This is a genomic window from Acidovorax sp. LjRoot204 (assembly GCF_056175785.1).
In genome coordinates this window covers 1-15848 of sequence record NZ_JBGFFF010000108.1, presented here as the reverse complement: position 1 = coordinate 15848, position 15848 = coordinate 1, and the positions used below count along the sequence as shown (strand labels likewise).

12 protein-coding genes and 2 pseudogenes are annotated in these 15848 nt (G+C 64.7%); 6 read left to right on the top strand and 8 right to left on the bottom strand.

Annotated elements, in window-relative coordinates; translation table 11 throughout:
* A pseudogene (locus AC04MI_RS17530) lies at positions 1-757 on the bottom strand (hypothetical protein); the annotation flags it as partial.
* A gap of 207 nt (positions 758-964) precedes the next feature.
* Between AC04MI_RS17530 and AC04MI_RS17525 the strand changes: the two are divergent.
* Positions 965-1609 carry a hypothetical protein gene (locus AC04MI_RS17525; protein WP_436076592.1) on the top strand — a complete coding sequence of 215 codons (645 nt, stop codon included), beginning with the start codon at positions 965-967 and terminating at the stop codon, positions 1607-1609.
* A gap of 57 nt (positions 1610-1666) precedes the next feature.
* Here the strand turns inward: AC04MI_RS17525 and AC04MI_RS17520 are convergent, their stop codons facing one another.
* The 5 genes from AC04MI_RS17520 to AC04MI_RS17500 all read right to left on the bottom strand — a co-directional run bounded on the left by AC04MI_RS17520 (position 1667) and on the right by AC04MI_RS17500 (position 7482).
* Positions 1667-2290, bottom strand: a complete 624-nt coding sequence (locus tag AC04MI_RS17520) for a hypothetical protein (protein WP_218296538.1) — start codon at positions 2288-2290, stop codon at positions 1667-1669.
* Between the two features lie 128 nt (positions 2291-2418).
* Positions 2419-3795, bottom strand: coding sequence for an SH3 domain-containing protein (locus tag AC04MI_RS17515; protein ID WP_436076593.1), 1377 nt, complete (start codon positions 3793-3795; stop codon positions 2419-2421).
* Positions 3796-3816: 21 nt separating this feature from the next.
* Positions 3817-5253, bottom strand: coding sequence for a prephenate-dependent tRNA uridine(34) hydroxylase TrhP (gene trhP, locus AC04MI_RS17510; protein WP_436076594.1), 1437 nt, complete (start codon positions 5251-5253; stop codon positions 3817-3819).
* 36 nt (positions 5254-5289) lie between these two features.
* A complete protein-coding gene (gene ttcA / locus AC04MI_RS17505) occupies positions 5290-6240 on the bottom strand; it encodes a tRNA 2-thiocytidine(32) synthetase TtcA (protein WP_395457469.1) in 951 nt (316 codons plus the stop codon).
* A gap of 177 nt (positions 6241-6417) precedes the next feature.
* Positions 6418-7482 carry a homocysteine S-methyltransferase family protein gene (locus AC04MI_RS17500; protein ID WP_395457467.1) on the bottom strand — a complete coding sequence of 355 codons (1065 nt, stop codon included), beginning with the start codon at positions 7480-7482 and terminating at the stop codon, positions 6418-6420.
* Positions 7483-7619: 137 nt separating this feature from the next.
* Here AC04MI_RS17500 and AC04MI_RS17495 point away from each other — a divergent pair, with 137 nt between their 5' ends.
* From AC04MI_RS17495 to AC04MI_RS17480, 4 genes are all read left to right on the top strand, one after another.
* Positions 7620-8201 (top strand): hypothetical protein, encoded by a 582-nt coding sequence (locus AC04MI_RS17495; RefSeq protein ID WP_436074248.1) that lies wholly within the window; start codon positions 7620-7622, stop codon positions 8199-8201.
* Positions 8202-8210: 9 nt separating this feature from the next.
* Positions 8211-8807, top strand: coding sequence for a hypothetical protein (locus AC04MI_RS17490; protein ID WP_395457463.1), 597 nt, complete (start codon positions 8211-8213; stop codon positions 8805-8807).
* Positions 8808-9062: 255 nt separating this feature from the next.
* Positions 9063-10922, top strand: a complete 1860-nt coding sequence (gene recQ / locus AC04MI_RS17485) for a DNA helicase RecQ (protein ID WP_395458157.1) — start codon at positions 9063-9065, stop codon at positions 10920-10922.
* A 132-nt stretch (positions 10923-11054) separates the two neighbouring features.
* Positions 11055-11906: a hypothetical protein gene (locus AC04MI_RS17480; protein ID WP_436076595.1), complete on the top strand. Its 852-nt coding sequence runs from the start codon at positions 11055-11057 to the stop codon at positions 11904-11906.
* Between the two features lie 272 nt (positions 11907-12178).
* Here the strand turns inward: AC04MI_RS17480 and AC04MI_RS17475 are convergent, their stop codons facing one another.
* Positions 12179-12607 carry a hemerythrin domain-containing protein gene (locus tag AC04MI_RS17475; RefSeq protein WP_436076596.1) on the bottom strand — a complete coding sequence of 143 codons (429 nt, stop codon included), beginning with the start codon at positions 12605-12607 and terminating at the stop codon, positions 12179-12181.
* A 77-nt stretch (positions 12608-12684) separates the two neighbouring features.
* The gene (locus AC04MI_RS17470) at positions 12685-14970 is read right to left on the bottom strand and encodes a nitric-oxide reductase large subunit (protein WP_395457457.1); all 2286 of its coding nucleotides are present in this window, start codon (positions 14968-14970) and stop codon (positions 12685-12687) included.
* Between the two features lie 239 nt (positions 14971-15209).
* On the opposite strand from AC04MI_RS17470, the pseudogene AC04MI_RS17465 reads away from it, so the two are divergent.
* Positions 15210-15815: pseudogene (locus tag AC04MI_RS17465) on the top strand (GAF domain-containing protein); the annotation flags it as partial.
* Positions 15816-15848: the final 33 nt, after the last annotated feature.

Sequence of the window (15848 nt, the reverse complement as noted above, 5' to 3'; positions counted from 1 at the left end):
CGCCCAGGCTTGCGCTGACTTGCGCCGCCGCGCCCGCAGCGGCAGGTGACGCCTGGGCCGCCAGCCACGGCACCGGGGCACGCAAGGTGAGCGCCAGCCCGCGCGGCCCCTCGGGGGTCGACACCACGCCCTGGCGCACCAGCCAGGTTTGCAGCGGCGGCTGGTCGGCATCCAGCGCGCCGCTCTCCAGCGCCTGCGCCATGCCGATGGGCCAGGGCTGCGCGGCCACCACGCGCTGCGGCACTCCAGCCTGGGCAGTGACCTGCGCCACCAGGGCACTCACCATCCGCAGCAGCGGTGCGCTGAGGCCCGACGCGGGCCAGGCCGTGCCACTTGTGGCGGAGGCAGCGGACGCCGCGACATTGCCAGACGTACCCGGGGTTGCGCCACGGGGCAGCGCCGATGCCCCCGGTGGCGAGGCCCGCGCGGCCCCCTCACCCCTTGCGCCCTGCAAGCGGCCATCGGCCCCGCCCGCCCGGCGCGGGTCGAAGCCCGCCGCCAACTGTTCGCGCGCCTGGGGCGAGATGCTGGCCTGGTCCGCCGGTGTGGGCAGCGGCCCGCCGGGCGGACTGGGTGAGGTGACCGAGGGCGGCGGCGCGCTGGGGTCTGCCGTGGGCAACGGCGAGGGTGCGGCGGGTAAAGCAGGTTTGGGCTTGTCCAGCCCCAGCAACGCCGTCTGCCTCTGCAGCGCCGCCTCGGCCAGGAACTGGGCCACGGGCGGCAGTGCCGTGCGGGACGGATCGATCGGGAGGGTCATGCCGGGTTGCCTGGGGAATGGATGTTCGATTCTGTAGTGATTCGTCCGGCGTGAACAGGCCATGGTGCGGGCAGGCCTGCCGCGCGCATCAGCTATCAACTACATAGCAAAAGGTGCAATAAAGTCCTGCGCTACCGGCACTTTTTGCCCACAATCCGGTTCCACAGCCCGCCGCGTTGCCTCTCAGTGCGCAGCCACCTCCCCGCCATGCCCCCGCACACCACCGCCCGCTCGCGCCTTGTTGATCGCCACCCCACACCCCACACCGGGGTTGCGCCTGCACTGCTGATGGCCGTGCTGGGCTTCCTGCTGTTCAGTGGGTGGATGTATGCGCCGCAGTGGGAGCGCGCCTTCCGCTCGGACGGCTCGCCGGTGTCGTGGCTGTCGAGCGCGCTGCTGCTGGCGCTCAGCATCACGGCCCTGCGGATGGTGGGGGACCGCGCCCTGACCCGGCTGCTGGGTGCTTGGCTGGCGCTCTCGTTTTTTGTGCTGGCGCTGGACGAGCAGTTCATGCTGCACGAGCTGTGGAAGTTTCGCTGCCATGAATGGACGGACGCCTGCCGCTGGGGCCCCGTGCGCGAAGCCCCCATGCTCGCCGTGGCGATGGTGGGCCTACTCACCATGGCCTGGCTGCACCGCGCCTTGTGGCACCCCGGCACGCGCGCGCTGCTGTGGGCGGGCCTGGCTGTGGGCTGGCTGGCGATTGGTGTGGACCAATGGCCCGAAGTGCAAGCGCACTGGCCCCGCCTGCCCGAGCAGCCATCCCTGCTGGCCACGCTGGAAGAGGGGCTGGAGGTGGTGGCCGAGGCGCTGGTGTTGGGGGCGTTGTTGCGACAGCCGGGGTTGCGATAAGAAGCGAACGAAGTGAAGGCTTGACGACGAAATACGCTCCGCTCACAGGAGCGTTATTCATTCCGCGGCTGTTTTTTTGGCCTTCAAAGCCTCGTGCCACTTCTCAGCTGCTTGCCCCATCGATGTCTTGAGGTCAGCGTCAATGTCGGAAGTCTGGAACATGAACGCCAGGCGCTCATTGACGACAACGGCAAGCTTCTCGTTTCTGTTAATGCGGCCAATGCTATCTGCCAAGCCATGATTGAAGGCCACGAACAGGGCGGCCAGACTTGCAAGAACCAGTGACTGGTCCTCATTGGCGCGGACGGGCGGCAGCATATCGTCCAGCCATCCGAGCATCACTGCCCTACCCTGCCGGATGAGCTTGGCCTGCGATGTGTAGCCGTGAAGGAGACCGCATCGCGCAGCGTACAAATCAACGCCACGGAGTGTGTACTCTGGCCCAGACAAGGTTAAGTAGCGGTCTGCCCAGGAGATGAAGTCCTCCCGGTCTGTATCCATTTTCTCGCGTGGTCGCTCGATTCCGGATGCTATGTCGATGGCGCTCATCAGCAGCTGCGCTCCAGCGGCCATACGCTTGTTCTCAAGGCAGAACTTGATGTCGGAAATGATGTGATCGAAAAAGACCGCGTGATACAGCCGCAGGTCAAGCCAGCCGTCCGGATTCAGTTTTTCCGCCATGAGTGCTTCCAGTAAAGCATGCAGTGACACCTTTTAAAGCGTCATAGGCGAATTGTCATGCAACCGGCGCGGGGGGCTACGGCTTAAGCACTGCCGATCCTGACCCAAAGCAGTCCAACAGCATCCCCTCACGTGCACTCCTGATCCACCCAATACCCCGCCGGAAACCATTGACCGTTGATATTGAGATACCAGCGCCATTCAAAAATGGGCTCAAAGCTCATGCCCCCTGGCGAAGGGGTGTCGATGCGCAGGATGTCCGCCACACCGTCGCGGTCCATGTCGATCTCGTGCACCAGCACGGCGGCGTTCTTGCGCTGGGGCTTGTCGCGGATGGGCGGGTCGGCGGGCATCATCCAGCTCGTGGCGTATCGCCGGGTCTTCACCTTCACCGCATCGGGCGGCAGCTTGCCGGGCACCACCAGGCGCACCAGCACGTCGGCCGACTCTGACACCTTGGCATAGCCGCGCACGGCAGTGGTCTCATCGTTGCGCGGGTCGTCAAAGCCCTTGCCCGGGTAGTGGCCGCCGCAATAGTGGTCTGCATTGCTGATGTCCCAATACCGCCGGCCCATGGTGCGGGCGCCCACCAGGCCCTGGTGCGTGATGGCGTAGAGCGTGAGCGCCGGGGCAAAGGCCAGATCGGCACCGCCCACGTCCCAGAAGCCAGTCACGAACTCGATCTCGGGTCCGCTGTGGCGGTTGAAGCTGCCATAGGGCACAGCGGTGGGCTCCACGCCAATACGGCTGCCCGCCACGGCCGCGATGCCGTCGGCCTCGGTCTCGTGCAGCAGGGCCACGCTGGTGTGGCTGCGGAAGTACGACGGGGCAATGGCAGGCAGCGTGGGGGCGGATGCCAGGGGCGCCACGGCCGGGATATGGTCCACGGCGCGGGTGGCCAGCTTCAAGTTGTCCAGCGGGTTGACGGGGCGGCCCCGGTCGATCTCCTGCTCGGGCCGCAGCAACGCGCCGCCGCGCATGAGCTTTTTGGCAGCCTCCCATTCGGGGCGCAGGGGGTACTGCACGGGCATCCGGGGCGTGTGGCTTTGAGCCAACGCGGGCAACTGCAATGCAGCGGGGCGCGGCAGGGCGTTGCCATAGGCCCGCATGCGGTTGGCGGACGGCGCCACCCAGAAGGCGCGGGCGGCGTCCTTGCCCGCCTGGGCCAGGGTGAGGGGCTGGTCGGCCAGCAGGTTGCAGGCCACATGGGCTTGCAGGGGCTCAGGCAAAGGCGGGCCCAGGCGCGCATCGCCCGTGTAAAGCACGGCGCACCAGCCGTCGCGCTCGGTGATCTGCTGCAGCACGGTGTTGGCGGGTACCTGGGCCACGATGCGCGCCTGCGACTGGGCAGCATCGCGCAGGTTGACCCAGGAGCCCTGCACATAACGCTGCTTGGCGGGCGCCACAGCCGGCGTCTGGGCATTGACCGGGCCTACGAGAACTGCGCCCAGCAAAGCAGCCATGGTCCAGCGGCGAGGCCGTGTGGCGTGCACCAAAGTCTTCATGCTCCAGCCCCTGCAAAAGAGTTACACCGCCAATGCAGGCTCTGCCGCTTCAGCAGGCGGTTGCGATTCAATCACCCGCGCCAGCAGCGCGCCGCTGTAGCGCGCGGGCAGCGGGATCCACACGCGCACCGGGCTACCCTGGGCGACCTGCACGGGCTGGCCTTCCACATTGCGCATCTCTTGCAGGCGCACGGTGGTGTTGCCGCTGGGGTGCACGACCTCGACCAGGTCGCCCACGGCAAAGTGGTTCTTGGTTTCGAGCTGTACCCAGTCTCCTGACAGGCCCACATCGGCCTGTCCTTCGGCACCCAGCACCTCGCCCACATACTGGCTGCGCTGCGTGGCCGAGTGGCCGTTGATGTAGTTCTGGTAGTCGTTGCTGGGGCGGCGCTCCAGCAGGCCGCCGGTGTAGCCGCGGTTGGACAGGCCTTCCAGCTCGATCAGCAGCTCGGGGTTGAAGGGGCGGCCCGCCACGGCGTCGTCAATGGCGCGGCGGTAGACCTGGGCAGTGCGGGCCACGTAGTACAGGCTCTTGGTGCGGCCTTCGATCTTGAGCGAGTCCACGCCGATCTGCGCCAGGCGCGCCACGTGCTCCACCGCGCGCAGGTCCTTGCTGTTCATGATGTACGTGCCGTGCTCGTCTTCCATGATGGGCATCATCTGCCCGGGGCGGCCAGCCTCTTCGATCAGGTAGACCTTGTCGGCCTTGGGATGACGCTCGCCGTTGCCGGTGGTGGAGAACGACTGCTCGGCCTTTTGCTGCGCGGCCTCGAAGTTGAAGTCGCCTTCCATCTTCTGCGCAATGGCTTCGCCCGTGGTGGGGTCGATGTCGGCGTCGTGCGTGGCGTAGTTCCAGCGGCAGGCGTTGGTGCAGGTGCCCTGGTTGGGGTCGCGGTGGTTGAAGTAGCCGCTGAGCAAACAGCGGCCCGAGTACGCAATGCACAGCGCGCCGTGCACGAACACTTCCAGCTCCATGTCGGGGCATTCTTGGCGGATCTTTTCGATCTCGTCCAGGCTCAATTCGCGCGAGAGGATGACGCGCTCCACGCCCATCTTCTGCCAGAACTTCACCGCCGCCCAGTTGGTGGTGTTGGCCTGCACCGAGAGGTGCACCACCTGCTCGGGCCACTTTTCCTTGACCATCATGATCAAGCCCGCGTCGGCCATGATCAACGCGTCGGGTTGGCAGTCGATCACGGGTTCGATGTCGCGCAGGTAGGTGCGGATCTTGTCGTTGTGCGCAATCAGGTTGCTGGTCACAAAGAACTTCTTGCCGCGTGCGTGCGCCTCGTCAATGCCTTGCTTGATCTGCTCCAGACGGAACTCGTTGTTGCGCGCGCGCAGCGAGTAGCGCGGCTGGCCGGCGTACACCGCGTCGGCGCCAAAGTCGTAGGCGGCGCGCATCTTGTCGAGCGAGCCAGCAGGCAGGAGGAGTTCGGGGGCTTTGAGCGTGGTCATGGGGTGGCCCAATCTAAAAATCGTCGGGGGTCGGGTTCAGCGGGGCATCAGGGGCAGACCGCCCAGCATGCCCACGGCCTGTGCTGGAAACTCTTCGGCATCAAACGCCTTGTCGCCATCGGCGTCCTGCACGCCATTGGGCACCAGGCCCTTGAAGTCAAACTGGCGCGGGTCCATGAAGTGCGAGGGCACCAGGTTGCGCAGCGCGACGGCCATGTTCTCGATGCGGCCGGGGTAGAGCTGCTGCCAGTCGCGCAGCATCTGGCCGATCTGCTTGCGCTGCAGGTTCTCCTGGCTGCCGCACAGGGTGCAGGGGATGATGGGGAACTGGCGGTGCTCGGCCCAGCGCGTGAGGTCATCCTCGGCCACGTAGGCCAGCGGGCGGATGATGAGGTGGTCGCCCCGGTCGCTCTGCACCTTGGGCGGCATGCCCTTGAGCTTGCCGCCGAAGAACATGTTCAAAAAGAACGTCTGCAGCATGTCGTCGCGGTGGTGGCCGAGCGCAATCTTGGTGCAGCCCAGCTCGTCGGCCACGCGGTACAGAATGCCCCGGCGCAGGCGGCTGCACAGGCTGCACATGGTCTTGCCTTCGGGGATGTGCTCCTTGACGACGCTGTAGGTGTCCTGCGTTTCGATGTGAAAGGGCACGCCGACCTGCGTCAGATACTCCGGCAGCACGTGGGCCGGAAAGCCGGGCTGCTTCTGGTCGAGGTTGACGGCGATCAGCTCGAACTTGTGGCCGTTGCGCTGCTGCAGCATGCGCAGCACGTCGAGCATGGCATAGCTGTCCTTGCCGCCCGAGACGCAGACCATGACCTTGTCGCCGTCTTCGATCAGACCAAAGTCGGTGATGGCCTGGGCCACCTGGCGCACCAGGCGCTTTTCGAGCTTGAGCGCGGCGTGGGCGGCAGCCTTGGCAGCCGCTGCGGCAGCGTCGTCGTCGCCCTCCACAAAGGAAGAGGCGGGCGGGGTGGCGGTATCAAGCATGGAATGGACGGACCAGACGGCGAAACGGGATGGCGCAATGAAGGGGGGATTGCAAGGTTGCCGCACCCAGCGGCGCCTTGCAATGGGCTGCCGCACTGCGCTGGTACGGCATTGACTACTATTTTTATAGCTACCAGCGCATATGGAACAGGCGCTAGCAGCCAATTCGACTCAAATTCAGGCTTCTGCGGGGTAGAACATCTTGCGAGTGGGCACATCGGCCACCGCCTTGGCAATGGCGCCAATGTGGTCTGGCGTGGTGCCGCAGCAGCCGCCCAGGATGTTGACCAGCCCCTCGGCCGCAAACTCGTGCACCAGGCGGCTGGTGATCTCGGGCGTTTCGTCAAAGCCGGTGTCGCTCATGGGGTTGGGCAGGCCGGCGTTGGGGTAGCAGCTGATGAAGGTGTCCTCGGCCACCCGGTTCAGCTCCTGGATGTAGGGGCGCATCAGCGTGGCGCCCAGAGCGCAGTTCAGGCCAATGGCCAGCGGGCGCGAGTGGCGCACGCTGTGCCAGAAGGCAGTGACGGTCTGGCCCGACAGGATGCGGCCCGAGGCGTCGGTCACGGTGCCGCTGATGATGAGCGGCAGGCGCTCGCCGCTCTTCTCAAAGAACTCGTCAATCGCGAACAGCGCCGCCTTGGCGTTCAGGGTGTCGAAGATGGTCTCGACCAGCAGCACGTCGGCGCCGCCTTCGACCAGCGCCTCGGTCTGCTCGTAGTAGGCAGCGCGCAGGGTTTCAAAGTCGATGTTGCGCGCGCCGGGGTCGTTCACGTCGGGGCTGATGCTGGCCGTCTTGGGCGTGGGGCCGAGGGCGCCGGCCACAAAGCGGGGCTTGTCGGGCGTCGAATACTTGTCGCAAGCGGCGCGCGCCAGCTGGGCCGAGCGCAGGTTCATCTCGCGCGCCAGGTCGGCCATGTGGTAGTCCTCCTGGGCGATGGTGGTCGCGCCGAAGGTGTTGGTCTCGATCAGGTCGGCGCCCGCAGCCAGGTAGCGCTCGTGGATGTCGCTGATCACGTCGGGCCGCGTGAGCGAGAGCAGCTCGTTGTTGCCCTTCACGTCGTAGGCAAAATCCTTGAAGCGGTCGCCCGCGTTGCCCGGGCCCGTGTAGCCCTCGCCCCGGTACTGCGCCTCGCCCAGCTTGAAGCGCTGGATCATGGTGCCCATGGCGCCGTCGAGGATGACGATGCGTTGGGCGAGGATGTCGGGCAGTTGCGCAGCGCGCGTGTAGTGGAGGGCTTGCATAGGCCCCTATTGTAGAAAGCGTCGGCGACGCTACCAAAGAGCGGGGTTCAACCTGAATTACGTCCTATATGATCCCCCGCGTCGCCGCATTCCGCGCGTCGACAGATCCGCATTTTTAATGAGAGGGAGGCCATCTAATGACATCAAAACGCCCCATTTTTCTTGCACTGCCACTGACCGCATTAGCCTGCATTTTCATGGTCGGTTGTGCGGGACCTGCGCCCAACTACACACCGTCGGTAGACAACGTTGAGCGACTGAAAAAAACCGCATCCTCTGAGATGAAGGTTGGTACGTTTGCCACAAAACCAGGAATGCAAAGCGCGGACGCCATATCCCTAAGAGCCTCTTCCATGGTGTCGCCTGTAGGCAAAAACTATGGCGACTATCTTGCAGCGGCTCTGCGTTCTGAGCTCGAATTGGCGAAGCTACACGCTCCCAATTCCCCTGTCGAAGTGTCAGGGACCCTGCTGCAAAACAACATCAATGCGGGTGGAATCCAGACTAATGATGGGCAGTTGGAAGCGCAATTTGTTGTGAAGAAGGGAGAGGAAGTTCGGTACGACAAGGTCAAGAAGATCACACGACAGTGGGAAGGCGCTTTCGCTGGCGCTGTCGCTATCCCTCAGGCCGCAAACAACTATCCGTTGATGGTGCAAGACCTCTTGGGGGCTCTGTTTGCTGATCCAGACTTCGTTGCCTCTCTCAAGCAAAGATAAGGAGACAACATGTACCAGCGCATTGTTTTCTTGTCGCTCAGCGTAGTGTTGGCCCTCACCCTGGGGGGCTGTGCACATCCCATCTCCATGGCACCCAACTTAGCCACTGTCCAACCTGCGGCGGACAGGCCGATGCTGGACAAAAAAGCGGGCTATCACATTTCGGCGGCGTCCAAAGCCCTGGAAGTCACTACACCGGGCGGAGGCGGCGACAAGGTGCGTTACTTTCCCTATCGGGATCTAGAGCCTGGCCTGTACAAGGCTTTGGGGGTAGTGTTTCGCGATGTCGCCAAAATCAACAATCCAACCGATGCAGCGGAGTTGAGTGCCAGTGGCATTCAGCTGCTGATTACTCCAGAGATCACCACCAACTCCTCGTCAGAAAGCGCGTTGACGTGGCCGCCCACGGTTTTCACAGTGACGCTGTCCTGCCAAATCAAGGACATGCAAGGTAAGACGCTGGATTCGCTGCGGGTGGAAGGACGCGGTCAAGCGGAATTCTCCGAGTTCAAATCTAACTTCTCGTTGGCAGCCGTCAGAGCGAGCGATGACGCATTGGCGAAACTTATCGTAGCGCTGCGTCAATCAACGGCGTTTGCAAAGTAACCTGACCTTGTAACCTCGGCCCTATGGGGGCCGAGGTGGAGAGCCAAGGATTCACTCCGCCACCGGCAGCGCGGATATCGGAATCCCAACATCGTTCTCAAAGTGCCGGGAGATGGCAACGGCGCACAATAAGCCTTGTCAGCAGTAGTCACTGCTTACCGAAGAATCAGACAGATCGCCCCTAGCTCACTATAAAAGTGCGCTAGCAGCTATCCATTTCAGAGTATCCGCTTGTCCTCTCGCCTGTCCCCCGCACTGTCCTCTGCCCATGCCGTTTTGCAGGACGTTTTTGGCTACGAACAGTTTCGCGGCCCGCAGCAGGCCATCATCGAGCACGTGATCGCGGGCAGCGATGCCCTGGTGCTCATGCCCACGGGTGGTGGCAAGTCGCTGTGCTACCAGGTGCCGGCCATCGTGCGCCAGCAGCAGGGGCGTGGGGTCACCATTGTGGTCTCGCCCCTGATTGCGCTGATGCACGACCAGGTGGGCGCGCTGCACGAGGCGGGGGTGTCTGCCGCGTTTCTCAACTCCACGCTGAGCTATGACGAGACGCAGGACGTGGAGCTGCGGCTGCAGACCGGCGACATCACGCTGCTGTATGCCGCGCCAGAGCGGCTGAACACGCCCCGGTTTCTGGGCCTGCTTGACAGCCTGTACCACGGCGGGCACCTGTCGCTGTTTGCCATCGACGAGGCGCACTGCGTGAGCCAGTGGGGCCACGACTTCCGCCCCGAATACCGCGCGCTTACGGTGCTCCATGAGCGTTACCCCGGCGTGCCGCGCATTGCGCTTACAGCCACGGCCGATGCGCTGACGCGGGCCGACATCGTGGAGCGGCTGCAGCTGGAGGGCGCGCAGCACTTCGTGAGCAGCTTTGACCGGCCCAACATCCGCTACCGCATCGAGGAAAAGAAGGAGCCGCTGGCGCAGCTGCTGCGCTTCATCGAGCGCGAGCACCCGGAGGACGCTGGCGTGGTGTACTGCCAGTCGCGCAAGCGCGTCGAGGAGATGTCGGCTGCACTGGTGGACGCGGGCATCAAGTCCCTGCCCTACCACGCAGGCCTGCCCACCGAGGTGCGCCAGCAGAACCAGGACCGCTTCCTGCGCGAGGAAGGCATCGTGATGGTGGCCACCATTGCGTTCGGCATGGGCATCGACAAGCCCGACGTGCGCTTTGTGGCGCATGTGGACATGCCCAAGAACATCGAGGGCTACTACCAGGAGACCGGCCGCGCAGGCCGCGACGGGCTGAACGCCGACGCCTGGATGGCCTACGGCCTGCAAGACGTAGTGAACCAGCGCCGCATGATCGACGAAAGCCCCGCGAGCGAGGAGTTCAAGCAGGTGATGCGCGGCAAGCTCGACGCGCTGCTGGCCCTGGCCGAGGCCACGGACTGCCGGCGCGTGCGGCTGCTGGGCTACTTCGGAGAGCACTCCACGCCCTGCGGCAACTGCGACAACTGCCTGAACCCGCCCGCCGTGTGGGACGGCACGGATGCGGCCCGCAAGCTGCTGTCCACCATCTACCGCGTGCAGCAGGCCAGCGGCCTGAGCTTTGGCACCGGCCAAATCATGGACATCGTGCGCGGCAAGGACACCGAGAAAGTGAAGCAGTTCGGACACGACAAGCTCTCCACCTTCGGCGTGGGCAAGGACTATTCCGAAGCACAGTTGCGCGGCGTGCTGCGCCAGCTGCTCGCCACCGGGGCCATGGGGCTGCAAAAGGTGATGCTGGAGAGCGGCCACGGCTTCGACACGCTGAGCCTCACCGACGGCTCCCGCCCGGTGCTCAAAGGGGACGTGCCCGTGCTGCTGCGCGAATCCACGGCCAGCGCATCCGCCAAGCGCACGCGGCGCAGCACGGTACCGCCTGCCGCTGCCGCCAACCTGGGGCCCGATGCCCAGGCGCGCTTCATCAACCTCAAGGCCTGGCGCGCCGAGGTGGCGCGCGAGCACAATCTGCCCGCGTATGTGATCTTTCACGACGCCACGCTGGCTGCGATTGCCGAGCGCAACCCTGTGTCCCTGGACGACCTGCAGGGTATCAGCGGCATGGGGGCGAAGAAGCTGGAGGCGTATGGGGCGGAGGTGCTGAGGGTGGTGGAAGGTCGCTGATTTCTGTCACATCAGCGACGCGTGCCCCCCTGAATCTGCTGGCAATTTAGTTTGCTGTGCGGCCGCTGAAAAGGGATACATTCAGTTGGATTGTCTAACCACCACTGCTGTATTCAAGAGAGGGAGAGAGGAATGCATTCCAAGAAATTGATAGCTGTCGTATTGCTATCGGGAGCGGGCCTGGCGCAAGCATTTGCACCACAGGCAGGGACCTGGGTCGTGAGCTCTGAACTGGATGGCAAGCCAGGGCGGGGGCTGGCGATTGACGTGCAGAACGACACGTTCGTGATGCAGATGTATGCCTACGAAAGCAGCGGACAACCCACCTTCTATTTGGCAACAGGCAAGATAGCGAATGATCAGGTCGCAGCGCCCTTGATTCGTTACACAGGGGGACGTTATCTGGGTAGCGGCCCGCTTTCAGGAAAAGAGGCGGGCAACGTTGGCACGGTGCGATTCCGTTTCACCAGCGGAGCCACGGGCTACATCACCCTCCCGGGTGAATCTGAGAAAGCCATCTCCCGGTTCAATTTTGGGTATGCTTTTGCAGCATCCAGCCTTGTGGGCATCTGGGCATTGACCTCTTTAGGCTCGGAAGGTCTTGTCGCGGATGCCGCGCAGCTGACCAGCAACTTGGGTCCTACCTCCACCGGAAACGGCCTTGTCGCAACCTCAGACGGACTTTTCGGGTGTGAGCACCAGACCTCCGGCGGATTGGCAGGTAACGTGCTGTGCATCAAGATCAACGCGCAAGGTCAACTGCAACGATCCTATGTCTTTGCCTACAGCGTGAATGAAGGTGAAGGCTATTCCCAGCGCTCGGGCACCGGAACGCAACAACTCCTGTCTGTTCGCCGGCTGACAACGCCGCAGGGCGTCGGCACGGGTCTCGTCTACAAATCGGACGAACAACAGTCTGTGGTTGAACATCCTGCGCTACGGTTTCATATGGAGAACATTGCGACTGGCGGTTCTCTCAACTGAGCCAGATTGCCGCCAGGCGCAACCCTGGCACTCCCCCAGCGCTGCGACCAGCGCACGGAGGAGGGGGCTGCTACAGGCAGGCTCGGGCTGGAGGCACCGGTGAGAACTGCACTGTTGGTTTTCACGATCCAGTACAAACACCGCAGGCGGTTTGATAGAACCTAGCCGAGTGGTAAGCAGGGAAAAAATGCCGTCGCATTGGCCGTGTCCTTAGGCCCTTCCGATGGTTCATGCGCATGTTGCGGCATGCGATGGGCTAGAAGAGCCGCGGTTCAATGGCAATCAGCGGTTTCTTCCTCTTCAATGCGCGGATAAAAATCGTGGTCCTCGCGCTGCATGCGTTCGAACACGCGGCGTAGCACCACATTGGCTTCACTGCGAAAGCCCTCGGCATCGCGGCGCACGCTGTCGGCCGTGTTCCAGCGGCGCGCGAAGGCGTCGTAGGCGCTGGCAATGGAGGCCATCTCGCTCTGGTACTGGCGGCCCAGGCGCGCCAATTCGGCGTTGCCTCCGCGCTGCAGTGCGGGGTACAGCACCTGGTCTTCCACGGCCAGGTGCAGCTTGATGGTGCCGCTCATCGCCACAATGCCCTGGGCGATGGCCATGGCGTTGGCCTCCACGCCTGCGTGGGCCAGGGCGCGCAAAGTGGCGATGCTGCGCAGGATGTCGGTGTGCTGGTGCTTGAATTTGTCGAGGTTCACGGTCAGTCCTTGTGGGATGAATGAAGGACCTGCGCTGCCGCCGAGGGGGGTGGCGCAAGGCGCAGGTCGGTGGCGTATCAGCGGCGGGTCTCCGCGAGGTAGGCGCCAGCGTTGGCAGCAGGGGCCCGCGAGCCAAACACGCCGCTTACTACCTGCCAGGCCATGGCCAGCGCGCCGACAATGAAGACCACGTCGCCGAAGGTGCGCACCCAGCGCAGCGTCTGGATGAAAGGCTGCTGCATGAAGGCCTCACCCCGGGCGTACCACAGGCCTTCGCTCACGCTGGCGTGGAACTGGAACAAGCCGATGGGCAGCAGGCTGGTGGCAATCATCAGCACCAGGCCGGCGTTGAGCCACCAGAAGCCCGTCTTCATGAGCCGCTCGCTGAACACCAGCTGCGGCCGGATGTAGCGCAGCACCAGCAGCGTGAAGCCCAGCGCCAGGAAGCCATACACCCCGAACAGCGCGGCGTGGGCATGCACCGGCGTGGTGTTCAGGCCCTGCACGTAGTACAGCGAGATGGGCGGGTTGATCATGAAGCCGAAGACACCCGCGCCCAGCATGTTCCAGAAGGCCACGGCCACGAAGCACATCAGCGGCCAGCGCAGGCGGGCCATCCAGGGCGTGCGGTGCTGCAGGCGCCAGTGTTCCCAGGCCTCGTGGCCCAGCACGACCAGCGGCACCACTTCGAGCGCGCTGAAGGCCGCGCCCACCGCCATCACCGGGGTGGTCGTGCCCGCGAAGTACAGGTGGTGGAAGGTGCCGGGCACGCCGCCCAGCATGAACAGCGAGGCCGAGGCCAGGCTGGCCGTGGTGGCCATGCGCACCGACACGAGCCCCAGCGTCGAGAAGATGAAGGCCAGCGCCGTGGTGGCGAAGACCTCGAAGAAGCCCTCCACCCACAGGTGCACCACCCACCAGCGCCAGTACTCCATCACCGACAGGTGGGTGCGTTCGCCGTAGAAGAAGCCCGCGCCGTAGAACAGGCCGATGGCCACCACCGACGCCGTCAGCAGCGCCAGCAGGTTCTTGTCGCCGCCGCGGGTGCGCAGCGCCGGCACAATGCCGCGCAGCATGAGCACCAGCCAGAAGGCGATGCCGGTGAACTTGCCGATCTGCCACAGGCGGCCCAGGTCCACGTATTCATAGCCCTGGTGGCCCAGCCAGAAGTTCCACTCGGGCGGCATGATCTGCGCGATGGCCAGGTAGTTGCCCGTGAACGAGCCCACGACCACCACGACCAGCGCCCAGAACAGGATGTCCACACCGAGCTTCTGGTAGGCCGGGTCCTTGCCGCCGTTGATGAGCGGCGCGAGGAACAGGCCGGCGGCCAGGAAGCCCGTGGCGATCCAGAACAGCGCGCTCTGGATGTGCCAGGTGCGCACCAGCGAATACGGGAACCACTGCGATACGTTGATGCCGTAGAACTGCTGGCCTTCCACCGTGTAGTGGGCCGTGAAGCCGCCCAGCAGCACCTGGAAGCTGAACAGCGCCACGATGAGGAACAAATACTTGCCCAGCCCGCGCTGCGACGGCGTGAGCGGCACGCGCGAGAGTGGGTCGTGCTGGGGTGGCGTGGGTTCCACCTCGTCGTGCTTGCGCAGGAAGGACCAGCCCCACACGAGGAAGCCCACGCCCGCCATCATCACAACCACGCTCATCACCGACCAGACCATGTTCTCGGCCGTGGGCTTGTTGCCTATGAGTGGCTCGTGCGGCCAGTTGTTGGTGTACGTGGCCGTGGTGCCGGGGCGCTCGGTGGCGGCGGCCCAGGCCGTCCAGAAGAAGAAACCCGTCATCTGCGCGCGCCGCTCGGCGCTGGGCAGGGTGTTCTCCTTCATGGCGAAGTGCTCGCGGGTCTTGTGCAGCGCGGGCACGTCGCTGAAAAGCTGGTCGTAGTACAGCGCGGTCATCGCGATCGCGTCGGCCCGCACCGAGGACACCGTGGCCACACCCGTCTCGGGGCTGTAGGTGTTGGTGCGGTACTCGGTCTTCATGCGGTCGCGCAGCACGGCCTGCGCGGCCGTGTCGATGTCCGCAAAAGGCTTGCCGTGGGTGCGCTCGGACGCCACTTCCAGCCAGTTGAGCAGCTCGCGGTGCAGCCAGTCGGCCGTCCAGTCGGGCGCCTGGTAGGCGCCGTGGCCCCAGATGGAACCCAGCTGCATGCCTCCCACCGACTGCCACGCGGTCTGTCCGTCGAGGATGCTGTCGTGGGTGAAAAGCACTTCGCCCCCTGCCGTGGCGATCTTCGCGGGGATGGGGGGCGCGGTGCGGTAGACCTCGGCGCCGTAGTAGCCCAGCAGGCTGAAGGTGACGATGAGCACGCCGATCAGCGTGAACCAGAGCTTGCGGTAGTTACCCATGGCGGGCCTCCTGCTTCAACAGAACAACAATGAAGGGGCGGCGCCAGCGTGCGCTGGCGGCATGGGGTCGGGGTCTTGTGGTCATGGCTTTTTTGGAACGGGTGAATCGGTGTCACTGCCCACATCGCAAGCGCCGGGCCAGGGCTGCCGGCCTATCAAATCAACCACTTACACCGGTCATGGTTTTTTTGACCCTTCTCAAATGGGGTCTAATTCACCCATTTAAGGTGAATATCACCATGGACCATAGCCCCCTGCTGGCCGACCTGGCCACCGACCTGCCCCAGGCCGTGCGCCTGCAGCGGCTGGTGGACCACCTGCGCACCCGCTTTCACTGCGGCGCCGTGGCCCTGCTGCAGCTGGAAGAAGACCACCTGCGCCCCGTGGCCGTGGAGGGTCTGGTGCGCGAGGCGCTGGGCCGGCGCTTTGTGGTCAGCCAGCACCCCCGGCTCGCGGCCATCCTGGCGCGGCGCGAGGTGACCTGCTTCGACCACGACAGCACCCTGCCCGACCCCTACGACGGCCTGCTCGACACCCTGGTGGGCGAGCCCCTGCCCGTGCACGATTGCATGGGCGTGAGCCTGTGGGTGGACGGCAAGGCCTGGGGCGTGCTGACGCTGGACGCACTGCAGACCGGCACCTTCGGCGAGGCCGCACGCGCCGCGCTGGCCGACTGCAAGGTGCTGGTGGAGGCGGCCGTGCGCATCTCGCGGCTGGAGCGCGAGGTGCAGGCGCTGCGCAGCGCCCCACACACCCGCAGCGCCGACGACGAGCGCACCACCCGCGCGGGCGATGGCGACATGGAGATCGTCGGCCAGAGCGAGCCCCTGCTGCGCCTGCTGCACTAGCTGGAGGTGGTGGCGGGCTCGGACCTGCCC

What these genes read in the sequence shown, in the direction of transcription:
- AC04MI_RS17525 (WP_436076592.1), top strand. Translation starts at nt 965, where the DNA reads ATGCCCCCGCACACCACCGCCCGCTCGCGCCTTGTTGATCGCCACCCC.
- AC04MI_RS17520 (WP_218296538.1), bottom strand. Translation starts at nt 2,290, where the DNA reads ATGGCGGAAAAACTGAATCCGGACGGCTGGCTTGACCTGCGGCTGTAT.
- AC04MI_RS17515 (WP_436076593.1), bottom strand. Translation starts at nt 3,795, where the DNA reads ATGAAGACTTTGGTGCACGCCACACGGCCTCGCCGCTGGACCATGGCT.
- trhP (WP_436076594.1), bottom strand. Translation starts at nt 5,253, where the DNA reads ATGACCACGCTCAAAGCCCCCGAACTCCTCCTGCCTGCTGGCTCGCTC.
- ttcA (WP_395457469.1), bottom strand. Translation starts at nt 6,240, where the DNA reads ATGCTTGATACCGCCACCCCGCCCGCCTCTTCCTTTGTGGAGGGCGAC.
- AC04MI_RS17500 (WP_395457467.1), bottom strand. Translation starts at nt 7,482, where the DNA reads ATGCAAGCCCTCCACTACACGCGCGCTGCGCAACTGCCCGACATCCTC.
- AC04MI_RS17495 (WP_436074248.1), top strand. Translation starts at nt 7,620, where the DNA reads ATGACATCAAAACGCCCCATTTTTCTTGCACTGCCACTGACCGCATTA.
- AC04MI_RS17490 (WP_395457463.1), top strand. Translation starts at nt 8,211, where the DNA reads ATGTACCAGCGCATTGTTTTCTTGTCGCTCAGCGTAGTGTTGGCCCTC.
- AC04MI_RS17480 (WP_436076595.1), top strand. Translation starts at nt 11,055, where the DNA reads ATGCATTCCAAGAAATTGATAGCTGTCGTATTGCTATCGGGAGCGGGC.
- AC04MI_RS17470 (WP_395457457.1), bottom strand. Translation starts at nt 14,970, where the DNA reads ATGGGTAACTACCGCAAGCTCTGGTTCACGCTGATCGGCGTGCTCATC.